At 58.9% G+C, this 13,331-nt stretch carries 7 protein-coding genes; 2 read left to right on the top strand and 5 right to left on the bottom strand.

Going from position 1 to position 13,331, the window contains the following annotated elements; genetic code table 11:
- The first annotated feature begins 303 nt into the window (after positions 1-303).
- Positions 304-834 (top strand): flavodoxin family protein, encoded by a 531-nt coding sequence (locus AB5758_RS02105; protein WP_225093261.1) that lies wholly within the window; start codon positions 304-306, stop codon positions 832-834.
- A gap of 108 nt (positions 835-942) precedes the next feature.
- Here the strand turns inward: AB5758_RS02105 and AB5758_RS09740 are convergent, their stop codons facing one another.
- From AB5758_RS09740 to AB5758_RS02095, 3 genes are all read right to left on the bottom strand, one after another.
- On the bottom strand, positions 943-1,128 hold the full coding sequence (locus AB5758_RS09740; RefSeq protein ID WP_497506236.1) for a DUF8462 domain-containing protein: 186 nt from the start codon (positions 1,126-1,128) through the stop codon (positions 943-945).
- Positions 1,129-1,630: 502 nt separating this feature from the next.
- Positions 1,631-3,871 carry a DNA gyrase subunit A gene (locus AB5758_RS02100; RefSeq protein WP_368141957.1) on the bottom strand — a complete coding sequence of 747 codons (2,241 nt, stop codon included), beginning with the start codon at positions 3,869-3,871 and terminating at the stop codon, positions 1,631-1,633.
- Positions 3,872-3,916: 45 nt separating this feature from the next.
- Positions 3,917-5,914 carry a DNA gyrase/topoisomerase IV subunit B gene (locus AB5758_RS02095; protein ID WP_117848178.1) on the bottom strand — a complete coding sequence of 666 codons (1,998 nt, stop codon included), beginning with the start codon at positions 5,912-5,914 and terminating at the stop codon, positions 3,917-3,919.
- A gap of 470 nt (positions 5,915-6,384) precedes the next feature.
- On the opposite strand from AB5758_RS02095, the gene AB5758_RS02090 reads away from it, so the two are divergent.
- Entirely contained in the window at positions 6,385-7,398 is a 1,014-nt protein-coding gene (locus AB5758_RS02090) for a hypothetical protein (RefSeq protein ID WP_368155337.1), read from the top strand.
- Positions 7,399-7,510: 112 nt separating this feature from the next.
- Here AB5758_RS02090 and AB5758_RS02085 read toward each other — a convergent pair whose 3' ends face one another.
- Both AB5758_RS02085 and AB5758_RS02080 read right to left on the bottom strand, forming a co-directional pair.
- Positions 7,511-11,896 carry a hypothetical protein gene (locus AB5758_RS02085; RefSeq protein WP_368141182.1) on the bottom strand — a complete coding sequence of 1,462 codons (4,386 nt, stop codon included), beginning with the start codon at positions 11,894-11,896 and terminating at the stop codon, positions 7,511-7,513.
- Between the two features lie 156 nt (positions 11,897-12,052).
- Complete coding sequence (locus AB5758_RS02080) at positions 12,053-12,814, bottom strand: helix-turn-helix domain-containing protein (RefSeq protein WP_368141181.1); 762 nt, start codon at positions 12,812-12,814, stop codon at positions 12,053-12,055.
- Positions 12,815-13,331: the final 517 nt, after the last annotated feature.

The raw sequence follows: 13,331 nt of genomic DNA, 5'->3' as shown, positions 1-13,331 counted from the left end.
AGCTCGCGTCGCTTCTGTCCATCGGGGACGTGTTCCCGAAGGTCCTCATCTCCTGCATAGGGCATGAGCCCTGCACCCGGGAAAGCGTACTCGTTCTAGACCTCGCGTGGTGCTGCTCGGTGAGCAGGGATTCTGAACACTACGTAGGGATATAGCGCGACAGGGGGGGGTGCAGCACCGTTTGCGCCTTGTCTAGAGAGCACGAACGAGAGATGTGGTTTGCGGACGACTGAATAGCTCCATCTGTTTTGGTTACAACGAAATGTGTGCCGTGCGCCCGCGGCATGAAGGAGGGAGATTTCTATGAATATCGTTGTATTGAGTGGTAGCCCGCGCAAGGGCGCCAATACCGACACCATGGTCGAGGCGTTTGCCGAGACCGCGCGCGAGGCCGGCCATACAGTCGAGGTCATCCGCGTTGCCAGCAAGAAGATCGCTGGTTGTCTGGGATGCCAGTACTGCTTTACCCATGAGGGCACCTGTGTGCAGAAGGATGACATGGCCAACGTGATTGAGCCGCTGAAAGGCGCCGACATGGTTGTCTTCGCTTCGCCCATCTACTGGTTTGATATCACCGCGCAGGAGAAGGCCGCCATCGACCGCCTGTACGCCTTCGGTGCCACGGGCTTCCCGTTCACCAAGACGGCCCTTTTGCTCGATAGCCACAGCGAGGGCGTCTATGATGCGGCGATCGCTATGTACAAGTCGACCTGCGCGTACTGCAAGTGGGAGGACCAGGGCATTGTCACCATCAGCGGTATGACCGAGCGCGACAGCATGGCATCGTCGCCCAAGTTGGAAGAGGTGCGAGAGCTCGCTCGCAAGCTCGCCTAAGGACAAGAAGAACGCATGGCAATCAGCGTTATTGGAAGTACTTGCCGTCCTTGCCGGGTGAATCGTTGATTGCCATGCACCGTTGCCCTTGTGGACAATCTCCGCGTGCTAGGAGACTTTCTCGCTCAGGAACTCCCTGAACGCGGGTATGTCAAAGCCGACGAGGCCACGTCCACGTTCCCCGATAACGCCGTCCTCGAGGAGGCGGCGTTTGTATTGGCTTGCGTAGTTGCTGGCGACGCCCATGCGTTTGGCTATCTCCGAGGTCCTGCTGGGGCCAGAATCGGGCAGCATCGCGAGCAAAAACTCAATGTCTTTATCGGAAAGCTCCCGATAGGTCGTTTCGAGAGAAGCCCGATGCCATGCTTCTCGAGTTGCCTGAAGATGCCATTCATGCACGTGCGCCAGTTGCCCTGGGCTTCTTGAACATATGTCCAATTGATGCCCACTGGACCAATTTGAACGCCGTTCATGCGCGCGTGAGACTGTGAAAGGTAGCTATCTGCCGCTTCTTTGGTTCGCTCGATAATATCTTCGAGCATGCCTGGCATGGCGGAGACATTTGCTGCGATCCATGGTGGCCCCTTTGCAGGTTTTGCTACTTTTTGCAACTTTTGCTAATTTTTGCAAGTTTTGCTAACGGTTTAACATGTCTTGTGCCGCGGGATTGCAGGAGTGAAAAACGGGGATTCCTATTATTCCGACTACGTTGCAACGAGCGGGGCCCGGAGCGCGATGTTGCTGCGCTCCGGGCCCCGCTGCATTGTAAAACCATGACGGTTTGGCTGCCGTTGTTTTAGTCAAACAGACTCGGCATGTCGTTTTCTTTCATGAGGGCACCGGCGGAGGGCAGACTCTGCGCGGTGAACTTTTCGGCCGAGACGCCGGCGCCAAGGATCTCCTCGGTCGTGCCGACGGTGGTGACCGAGCGACCCTTCTTGGCTGTAAAGGCCTGGACGCCCTGCGTGTTGGTGGTCGTCTTGGTCTTGAGCAGCGACGTGTTGAAGTTCATCAAACGATAGTCGCTCGAGACCAGCGCGATGTCGCGATCTGTGTTGAGCACCTGGGCATACAGCAGTTTGCTGCCGCCGTAGATGGCGTTCTTGAGGCGCTTGCGGTTGGTCTTGGTAACGTATCCGGCAAGTGCGACGCGCACCACACGGCCGTTTTCAAAGACAAACAGCACGTCGGCCTTGTAGTCCTCGGGGTCGATGACCCAGATCACACTCTCATCGGGTTCCATCTCGAGATCGGTTGGCAGATACGAGCCCAGCTGGGCCGACTTGGTATCCTCAAACGCCGCAACCTTGCACTTGTACACCTGGCTCTTGTTGGTAAAGACCAGCAACTCGTGGGTGTTGGAGGACGGGAACTCGATAAAGGGTTTGTCGCCGTCCTTGTACTTGAGCGTGGTCGCCTTCTTGAGCACGCGGTCCGTCATCTTCTTAAGGTAGCCATCGCGCGAGAGCATGATGGTCACCGGGTACTCCTCGACCTCGGGCTCCAAGCTTACCTCGATAACCTCATGGGGCTCGATCCTGCCCGTGCGACGCGGCATCACATATTTCTTGTTGACCGCGGCCAGCTCGTCGCTGATGACCTTCTTGATGTTCTCCTCGCTGGAGAGGATCTCCTCAAGCTCGGCAATCTCGCTCTCAAGCTTGGCAATGTCCTTGGTGCGGTTGAGGATGTACTCTTCGTTAATGTTGCGGAGCTTGAGCTCGGCAACAAACTCGGCCTGGGTCTCGTCGATGTCGAAACCCTTCATAAGGTTGGGCACGACCTCGGCTTCAAGCTTGGTGCCACGGATGATGGCGATGGCCTTGTCGATGTCGAGCAAGATTGCCTCGAGGCCGTGCAGCAGGTGCAGGCGCTCGGACTTTTTGCCCAGGTCAAAGTTAATGCGGCGACGCGTGGACTCAATACGCCACTTGACCCACTCGTGCAGGATCTGACGCACGCCCATAACGCGAGGGTAACCATCGACCAACACGTTGAAGTTGCACGAGAACGAATCCTGCAGCGTGGTCGAGCGATAGAGCTTGGCCATGAGCTTGTCGGGGTCGACGCCGCGCTTAAGGTCGATGGCGATGCGCAAGCCCGAGAGGTCGGTTTCGTCGCGGATGTCAGCGATCTCCTTGACCTTGCCCTCTTTGGAGAGCTTGACGATGCGCTCGATGATGACATCGGTCTTGGTGGTGTAGGGGATCTCGTAGACCTCGATGATGCGCTCTTCGGGAATCCAGCGCCAACGGGAGCGGATCTGGAAGCTGCCAAGGCCGGTCTCGATAATCTTTTCCATCTCCTCGCGGCGGTAGATGATCTCGCCGCCGGTCGAGAAGTCGGGCATGGGCATGTACTCGAGCAGGTCGCAGTCGGGGTCCTGCAGGTAGTGCATTGTGGCAGTGCATACTTCGTTGAGGTTGAAGCCGCAGATGTCGGACGCCATGGCGACGCCGATGCCTTTGTTGGCCGAGACGAGGATGTTGGGGAATGTGGTGGGCAGCAGGCGCGGCTCCTTCATGGCGCCGTCGTAGCTGTCGACGAAGTCGACCGGGTCCTTGTCGATGTCCTTGAAGATCTCGGCGCTGATGGGGGAGAGCTTGGCCTCGGTATAACGCGAGGCGGCGTAGCTCAGATCGCCCGAATAGTACTTGCCAAAGTTGCCCTTCGACTCCACGAAGGGCGCAAGCAGCGCTTCGTTGCCCGTCGCCAGGCGCACCATCGTCTCGTAGATCGCGGCGTCGCCGTGCGGGTTGAGCTTCATGGTCTGGCCCACGATGTTGGCGCTCTTCTGGCGCTCGCCCTTGAGCAGGCCCATCTTGTACATGGTGTAGAGCAGCTTGCGGTGCGAGGGCTTAAAGCCGTCAATCTCGGGGAACGCACGCGAGACGTTGACGCTCATGGCGTAGGGCATGTAGTTGACCTCGAGCGTCTGCGTGATCGGCTGGTCGGTGACCTCGGAGTGCAGGCCGATGACGTTCTCGGCGTTGACCTGCTTTTTCTTTGGCTGGTTCTTCGTCTTCTTCTTTGCCACGATATCCTCTTGAACTTCTTATGGGCCGTCGTTATCGATGTGCTGCTATTGCAGGTCCAGCTGGTCCAGGTATTCCTTGCCGTGCTCGGAGATATGGCGCTTGCGGCCCGCCTCGTCGTTGCCCAGCAACAGGTTGAACATGGTCTCCATCTTGGTGACGTCCTCGGGCTCCACTTTGATCAGGCGACGCGTCTCGGGGTTCATGGTGGTGAGCCACATCATGTCCGGATCGTTCTCACCAAGACCCTTGGAGCGGTTGATGGAGCACTTTTGGTCGCCAATCTCCTTGAGGATGCCGTTCTTCTCGAGCTCGGTGTAGGCAAAGTAGGTCTTCTCTTTGCAGTTGATCTCGTAGAGCGGAGACTCGGCGATATACACGTAGCCCTCGTCGATAAGCGTGGGCACCAGGCGATAGAGCATGGTGAGCACGAGCGTGCGGATGTGATAACCGTCGACGTCGGCGTCTGTACAGATGATGACCTTGTTCCAGTTGAGGTTGTCCAGGTCAAAGGCGCCCAGGTTCTTGATGCGCTTGTCCTTGATCTCCACGCCGCAGCCCAGCACGCGCATGAGGTCCATGATGATGTCGGACTTAAAGATGCGCGGGTAGTCCTCCTTTAGGCAGTTGAGGATCTTGCCACGGACGGGCATAACGCCCTGGAACTCGGCATCGCGCGAGGTACGAATGGCGCCTGCCGCCGAGTCACCCTCTACGATGTAGATCTCGCGGCGGCTCTTGTCCTTGGAGCGGCAGTCGATGAACTTCTGCACGCGGTTGGCCATGTCGGTCTTCTGCTGCAGGTTGGTCTTGATGCTCTGACGCGTCTTCTCGGCGTTCTCGCGCGAGCGCTTGTTGATGAGCACCTGCTCCATGATCTTGTTGGCGGCATCTTTGTTCTCGATCAAGTAGGTCGAGAGGCGCTCCTTAAAGAATGCCGTCATGGCCTGCTGGATAAAGCGGTTATTGATGGCCTTCTTGGTCTGGTTTTCGTAGGACGTCTGGGTGGAGAAGCAGTTGGTCACCAACACCAGGCAGTCCTGGACGTCCTGCCACTTAATGCCGCTCTCGTTTTTGTTGTATTTGCCCTGTTGCTTGATGTAGGCATCGATGGCGCTGGTCAGAGCGCTGCGAGCGGCCTTTTCGGGCGAACCGCCGTTCTCGAGCCACGATGAGTTGTGGTAGTACTCCTGCATCATGAAGGTGCGCGAGAAGCACATGCATGCGGTGATTTTAACGTTGTAGTCGGGCAGGTCCTCGCGGTCGCGACCGCGACGGTCGGCCTCGATAAAGAAAGGCTCGGTGAGGTAGTCGGTACCGACCTTTTCGAGCACGTAGTCCTCGATGCCCTTGGGATAGCAAAAGTCCTCTTCGGTAAATTCGCCGTCGTCGCCCTCGATGCGCAGGCGGAAGGTCACGTTGGCGTTGACCACGGCCTGACGGCGCATGGTTTCGCGATACCAGTCGTGGGGAATGCTGATGGAGGTAAAGACTTCGAGATCGGGGCGCCATTTGATGGTGGTGCCGGTACGGTCCTCGTCGCTGGGCTCAATCTCGAGTGCCTTCTTTTTGGCGCCGACGACCTTGCCCTTCTTAAAGTGCAGGGAGTACTTGTTGCCGTCGCGCCAAACCGTGACGTCCATGTATTCGGAGGCGTACTGGGTCGCGCACGAGCCCAGGCCGTTGGTACCGAGCGAGAAGTCGTAGTCGCCGCCCTGGTTGTTGTTGTATTTGCCACCTGCGTAGAGCTCGCAAAAGACGAGCTCCCAGTTAAAGCGCTTCTCGGAAGGGTTCCAGTCGAGCGGGCAGCCGCGGCCATTGTCCTCTACCTGAATGGAGCCATCGCGAAAGGCGGTAAGGGTGATGAGCTTGCCGTAGCCCTGGCGCGCCTCGTCAACGGCGTTGGACAGGATCTCGAAGGCAGCATGCGCGCAGCCATCGAGTCCGTCCGAGCCAAAGATGACGGCGGGGCGCAGGCGTACGCGCTCCTCGTCCTTGAGCTGGCGGATACTGTCGTTACCATAGTTTGCGGTGTTTTTTGCCATACTCGCTCTCTCGGTGCTCCCTTGCTGCGTTTAAGTCATATAGATAGTCAAGGTAGCATAGCCCAGCCCACAGGCGATTCCAACCAACACGAAATCCATCGAACAATCGTTCGGAATTTGGTGGAACAGCGTTTACTCGGACAAAACCGAGTCGGTTCTGTCCGAGTAAGTTTGAAGGCGGTCGAATGCGTCCTGCTACGTTTGCGGTTGGATGCGTTTGTCAAAAACGTGCCATGCGGATTATTGGATTGAATCGAACATTGGGACAGGCGTCTCATTTTATGGGCCGAGGGCGTGCGTATACGAGTCTTTTTGGTCCATAGGGGATGCTGGGCGGTTGCTAGTTGGGCCACGGGTCACTTCGCCGGCGCTGCTTTTCGCCATACGCTCATAGTGGAGGCCGATGCCACGGAGTCGACTTGGGACTCGGGCAACGGATGAGCTGTAAGCCGAAAGGAGCGGTGAGGATGATGAAGCCCATGACGAAGAAGCTGCTGTTAGGAATTCCCACCGTGACGCTTTCGGCCGTGCTGGCTTGCACGCTTACCGGTTGCGGCGGAAATGCGCCGAGTGGCTCGGCTGGCAGCTCGGGCGGCGGCAGTGCTCCCGTAGAGAAGAAGGCCTATGAGTCGCAGACGGTCGAGGTAGCTGGTATAACCTATGAGTCGGTAGCCCACGGTACGTTCTATCGCGGCGACGCTAAGCTGCAGGACGGCTTTTATCTGCACGTCAAGATCACCAACAACAATGCAAAGAACAGGACGTTTAGCTCCTTTAACGTGCATGCTGCCCAGGGCGATCTTGAGGCAGGCGACCCGTTGTTTACTTCCGGCAAGGCGGCCGTGCTCGATTACGTTGCAAGCGAGGCTCCCGATGAGCTCCACGAGGGCATCGATCTTTCCGAGAGGTCAGATATCGGTCCGGGCGAGACTGTTGAGTACGTGTATTTCTGGGCGCCCAAGACGGCGTACTACGGGCCCATCACTGTCGAGTTCGTAGATGCTTACGCCCCCGCCAAGAATCATGAGGCCATGCACTTTGACACCACGGGGTGCGAGACCAAGGAGTTCAAGGCGGCCGGCGGTGTGGCCGATTCTGGTGACGCGGCCAATATGACCGGCATCGATTGCGCATCGTACAGTATCGAGGCCGCCGATGGGTACACGCTGGATTCGTCCAACGAAGAGCACGAAAAGGCAGACTTCTTCCACGACGAGACTGGAGGACGCTTGCACATCAGCATCTTCCCGCGCTCGCCGGAGGAAGAGGTTGCAAGCCTAGAGCAGGTCTACGAAGGCAAGGAGACAACAACCGACCAGGTCGAGTACAACGGCATAACGTGGCTGCGCTTTACCGGTCCCGACAACGGCCATACGCTGTTTGCGACGGCTCCCGCAACAGGTGAAACCGTCCGCGTGTCGATTGGCTGGAAGATCGATTGGGACGCCGCCGTGCCCATGATGGAGGCGCTAAAGCTCAAGTAGCGCTGTGATTCCCATGTCAGGCGACTCAGGGCTGGCTCCGAGTTATCGGGGCCAGCCCTTTTTTGATGTTCGATGAGCCGAGTCGGCGTCTCTCGCAAAGGTAATTTAGGAGCTAGCGAGGCCTATCCGAATTGATCTCATCGGCGGTGTCGTTTTCGAGCGCCGTGCGGCGGGCGCTGTAGGCGACAAGGCCGGCGCCAGCTGCGGCGAGTGCTGCAGCGGCTGCCATGAGGGGAGCGTTGACATCGCTCGTGCCCGCAAGCACGCCCGCTTTTCCGGAATGCTTGTTATTGCCGTGATCCTTGCCGCTGCTAGAGCCACTGCCGCCACCGGAGCTGCTTCCGCCGGAGCCGCCACCCTTGTCAGTACCGCCGCCACTCGAGTCGCCACCGCCGTCCGCCGTCATCGGTGCATCGTGAAGCCCCGTCGTATCCGCGCTGTCGCATACGCCGACCTGAACTTCTGAGCGTTCGCATGCCGCGTCGGGCACATGAAGCTCGTGCAGTACGGCACCCAGCGCCGAGTTTGCGCCCGGTCGAATTTCCTCGAGCGCTACGGGATCGAGTGCCACCAGATTACGCGCCTTCGCATACAGCGTTACGCGTTTGCCCACTTCGTCGCTCCAACTTTCGGGGATGGCGAAGCTCATGCGGAACTGTGCCGTGCAACCCGGTGCCAGCACGGCGTTGCCGTTGTCGGCTACCAGCGGGTGCGTTGCAAAACGTGCGCCCAGCGTCTCGAGCGCGTACTTCACGTGTGCAACGTCGTTGTCCGAAGCATCCTCGGCAAGCTCTGGATCGTAGATCGAAGCCATGCGTGCGTTCACTCCGAATCCGATAGATGTGCTGGAGAACGGCTGACTGGAGCCCTCTCGGTACAGATCGATCGTGCCGGCGGTCAGCAAGGTGTTGCCGTCGTTTCGCACCGTGACCATGAAGGATTCGCCTGCTGCTCCGGGCACCACCGCGCCCGAGGTAGCGACTGCGCCCGTCGGAGTGGCACACGCCACCAAGGGCACTTCGATGCCGTGTAGTTCTGCCTCGCTCTTCTCCGCGCTCACAATGTGCGTGGCGAGCGCGGAGAGCATGCCTCCCGACGTCAAAAATGTCGTTATCTGATCGACGGGATGGTCCAGCTCGCACATCACGAACGGCTCCGTGAACAGATCGCCTGCCAAGGTGCTGGCGAAGATGCGGAAGTGCTTGCCCATCACTGCTACCGGGTTGCCTTCTTCGTCGTAGGTTTGTCCCACCTTGCCATCGGTGTTCTCTACATAGAGCACGCACCTGCCGTTGTTGCTTACGCTAAACGATGCCGGACCACAGCCTGCGGCGCCCACGGGCTGCGTTGCAAAGGCCGATGCGCCTCGCGTCCAAGTAATATGCTGCAGTTGCTCGTTGACGGTTGCCAAAAAGCCCGTGTGCTGCGGCCACGGCACCGCGTGGGGTACTGTGGCATCTGGCGACATAACGCCCCAACCTGCGATGGACTGGCCGATCACGGCATACGACGCGCAGCCACAACCGCTTACAGTCTCGTATGCAACGGGCACCACCATTTTGCCGTTGATATTCTCGGGAGCGCCCAGCTCGATGCTCGACGGTGCCTGCGGAAAGCGGAGGACCTGACGGAACGTGAGACTGTCGCCCAAATCATCCGACCACAGGGCAAAGCATTCCAGCGCAACCTCGGCCTCGCTGCCGAGCGCCTTCTCTGCGGTGGCTCCGTGGCGGTGGAGGTAGGCGCCCGACAGACGTCCGTCGACAAGTGTCTTGCCCACCGTGATGCGTGGGCACTGCAGGCAATGGTAGCCATCCTCCTGAAGGCGGCCGCGCGAGATGCTGCGCCACGACGTGTGCGATATCACGCGAACTCCGTCGTTGCTTATGCGCAGGCGCACAACGGACAGTATGCCGGATGTGCTCGCCGTATCGAAATGGGTGTTGTCGCCGGCGGGGCGCTCGCCCGAGACCAGCAGCACGTAGGCGTCCTGGTTTCCTCTTCCGTCCGTATATTCCACCACGTCGAAGTCGTAATCGTATATGCCGTCGCGCTCCACGTCGCCCTCGCCAAACCCAAGGGGAAAGTCCACGGGCGTGGGAGCGGACCACGTGCCGTTTGCCTTTGTGTGTACCACCAGGCGCGAGCGGCCATTGTCGCCGTAGCGCACCGAGGCGATACGGAACAGGCATTCTACGTCGGCAATCATTGCCAGCTTCATGTGGGCTTCGCTGAGCACGCCAGCAAACAGCACGTTGTCGCTCGAGGGTTTGATGCCGCCACGCTCGTCCTCCGACACGCCGGCAGAATTGGCGTTCGGGTCCGCAACGGCGTTCGTTGTCTGACCGATGTAGGTGTACTCATACATCGGCGCGGCATTTTCGTCGTTTTCTATCAGTGCATGGACGAAATGCTCGATCTGTCCCGTGTCGTCGCTTTCTGCATCCGCCTTGAGCTCAATGCGCGTGACCGCTTGATCCCAATCGCGCGCGGCAGGCGCGACGTTTACGGCAGTGGCCTTAACCTCGGCGCGTGCGAGCAGCTCGGCGTTGGTGACGATGGTGGCCGATGCGATAAATTGCGGCACGCCGCCCGCCTCGATGTTGCCGGGCGTGCAGAAGCAGGCATCCAACGTGTAAGGCGTATCTCCACCCAATGCGAGCTCAGAGCGCTGGAGCACATACTGGCTGCCATTGTTCACCGACATATTCCACGAATCGAGGAGTGTGGGCCACGACCCCGACCAAGCCTTGGTGGTCCACTTGAACATTACGAACTGGAGTATCACATCGACATCGACGTCTGCACCTACGCGCAGTCGCGGAAGCTGGTGTCCATCTGCCTTCTCGTACCCAATGAACAGCGTGAGGGATGCGGCGCCGCGCACGGCAGACGAAGCGACGCCTGCAACGCCGGCGCCAAAGGTGACGGCAAGCCCGATCTGGATGGTGAACGAGCCCGACGTGTTTGAATAGTCGAGCGAAATGTTTTTAAAAAACGCCGCGCCGCTGCCGTGCGTGTGGGCACCCACGGCGAGCGCCAGCTTCGCCAGCACCCAGGGGTTGACGTTTAGGAAAAACGGTACCGGTCCTAGGGTAAACTGCTCGGTCCAATTGAGGTCGGTTCTTACCTGGAAGAGGGCCTTAATATTGCCGTATGCGGGGTCGTTGTTGTTACCCCAGGTTTTGCCCACCCAATCGTAGGCGAGCGAGCCGTACAGCTGTGTGGCGATATCCATCGTGAACAGCGGCGTGCAATGGTGACGAAGGAGCTTGGTGTTTCTTGGATCGGTGCCCGAACCGGCACTCATACTCTTGTACTGATTCCACTTCCCCTCCATCTCGTCGAGGTAGCGGTTTGCCTGCTTGGCGCCCGACTCGCGCGGCGATTTCTTCCAGTATTCCGGATCAGGGTTGCCCGAATCGTTCATATAGCTAGCTGGTTTGTACCCTCCGCCAAACAGCACGTATCCAGCAAACGAGAAATCGAACAGAATGGGAAATGTGGGCATCCAGCACGTGAACTTATTGCCGCCGATACCGGGAAACGCCGCGGGGAAATCAAACGGAGTGATCTCTTGGTCCATGGTGGTGGGAATGATGGTGGTCGAGCCCGATTCCGCCTTTGCGGCCGGCGCGGTGACAACGGCCATAGGGGATGAGAGCGTGTAGGTTTTGCCCTGGTAGTCGAGCATAAAGCGCAGCTTGCACCCTTCCTCCAGAAGGCCCGAAGCTGCATCGAGGAACGTGTCTTCGAGCGTGAACGTCGCCAGATTATCCGCGCCCGATGCGCTGGCCTTGATCTGGCCGATCTGCGTGACGGTTTCGGTTGAGCTGCCCGCAGAGGGCATCACTTTATTGATATACAACGTTGCCTGCCCGCCCTGCGGCAGATGAGCCTGCACGGTAAAAGCGTGCGTGTCGGGCTGGTCGTTTGCTGCTTCGTCCGCTGGCATTGCCATAAACGTGGCGTCGGCGTACTGGATGTCCCATTCGTCGAACGTGAGCTGTCGAAAGTACGGCTCGCCATCGGAGAGCGGACGTGTGGGTGCGGTAATAGCGGTGCCGCCCTGGATACGCGCAAGGGGAATCTCGACATCGCGGTAGCCTGCCATGCTAATGGAGATGCCGCCGTTAAAGTCGTACGCGTCGAGAAGCGTTGCCTCGTCCACGTAGCCTTCTGAAAGAGGGGCGACCTCAAAGATGGCCGTGCCTTCGTCATCGGTCGTGGCGGTGAGCTGCTTGCCTGCGGCATAGCGCGATATGAGCGTGACCTGGGCACCCGTGATGGGCGTATTCTTGTTGGCGACGTCGACCACGACCACACCAAACATGGTGCGCGAGAGCACCAAGACCTTGAAGGGATCATCTTCGTCGGCGTATGCCTCGGCGGGGGCGAACGGCAATATGAAGGCGTTTGCGCTTCCCGGCACGCGCGGCAACATAATGCTCGCCAGCGAGGACGCTCCGGCAACAAGTAACGAACGGCGATCAAGCATCTTTGGCTCCCATTCCGCAGGTATCGGTGGAAATAATCCAATTTTGCGAGAAGGCATCCTGTCACGGTAGTGCCGTCCGAGGGCCAAAATGTCCAATTTGAGCGAGCGAAGTGCCGGGGCTCCGGGGCGCACGTGCCGCGCTAGGCAGTCTGGCCGCTAACGCAGCATATGCGCGACCAGTTCGGTGCGCGTGCCGATGCCAAGCTTTGCATACACGTTGGACAGTCGATTTTTAACGGTACCTGGCGACACGCCCATGTGGCGTGCGATTTCGGCGTTGGTCCATCCGCGGCAGGCGAGCATGGCCATGGTGAATTCCGTGGTCGTTAGATCGTCGGCTACGTCCTCGCCCGAATCGGGGTTGTGGATGCGTCGCCAGCCGTAGCTGAAGCGGTACGTGATCTCGATGATGCGCGCGAAGTCGTCAGGGTATTGCGTTTTTAGGCACGCCTCGATGAGCCCCTGCAAAAGGCCGTGGTGCTCGCCGATGAGCTCGATAAGGCCGTCGGGACGCGCAATGTCCCAAGCAGCTCCGAAGTGTGCCTTTGCAGCGTCGACGTCTTTGAGACTCATGCAGGCCATGGAAGCTGACAGGTGCAGGAACAGCTCCGAGATGGGATAGCTTCCCTGTTTCATGATCAGGGCGTTTTCCGCCATACCCAGGCTGCGGCCGTATTCGCCGCGCAGGTACAAGGCGTGCGCCATCACGTAGCTGGCGAACAGGCGCAGGCCTTCGGGCAGATGCGCCACAAGTGGATAAAACTCTTCGGCAGAATACGGGGAAGGCAAGTGCAGCAGGACACTCGCGGCCGAGGCGAACAGGATATGCGTAGCGTGGATGGCGGGCGATTCCTCGTCGGCCGGCGTATCCGCAGATAAAGCATGCGGAATAGCGCAGTGCGGGATCGGTAGCGTCAAGATAGGGGCGCGCCGTCTTGGCAGCGAGGGTGGCCTGCCCGCGAAAGTACAGCGCTTCTGCCGTAGCAATGGCGCGCGAATCGGGGTCGGAAATGCCTGCAACCGCAGCGTCAATCTGCCCCGGCACAAAGGCAGTGCACATCAACGGCATGGGAACGCATGGGTAGCCATCGCAGTCCATCTTCCATCTCCCAACAGCTGACAACAATGCAGCAATTGTACTCCTGTTGTTCGGGACTGGAATTTGTGGGTATCGCCGACGATTATGCCGAACGTATAAAGGAAGACTAGCGGCTCTCTTGAACCCGAGGTCGAAGGGGGCGTTGTACAAGGCATATGGGGCCGAGTGGAAGTGGATCAAAAGAGCGCTACTTGACGTTTCATGCATAATGCCAACCGCCCCGCGACATCACGTTCGCAGCGCGCAGGGGCCGGAGAATCTTCGCGATGAGAGTTGACGTCTAATACCTTGCATCGTATAGTGTGTATAGGATAGTATATGACGAGAGGAGGTATG

Origin of the sequence: Collinsella aerofaciens (assembly GCF_040926405.1) — a bacterium.
Classification (GTDB): domain Bacteria; phylum Actinomycetota; class Coriobacteriia; order Coriobacteriales; family Coriobacteriaceae; genus Collinsella.
The sequence above is the reverse complement of the archived record's forward strand: the minus strand, read 5'-3'. Positions and strand labels throughout refer to the sequence as shown.

Bases quoted from the DNA above. Each gene is read 5' to 3' on its own strand.
- AB5758_RS02085 (WP_368141182.1), bottom strand. From the start codon at position 11,896: ATGCTTGATCGCCGTTCGTTACTTGTTGCCGGAGCGTCCTCGCTGGCG.
- AB5758_RS09740 (WP_497506236.1), bottom strand. From the start codon at position 1,128: ATGCTGCCCGATTCTGGCCCCAGCAGGACCTCGGAGATAGCCAAACGC.
- AB5758_RS02105 (WP_225093261.1), top strand. From the start codon at position 304: ATGAATATCGTTGTATTGAGTGGTAGCCCGCGCAAGGGCGCCAATACC.
- AB5758_RS02095 (WP_117848178.1), bottom strand. From the start codon at position 5,914: ATGGCAAAAAACACCGCAAACTATGGTAACGACAGTATCCGCCAGCTC.
- AB5758_RS02090 (WP_368155337.1), top strand. From the start codon at position 6,385: ATGAAGCCCATGACGAAGAAGCTGCTGTTAGGAATTCCCACCGTGACG.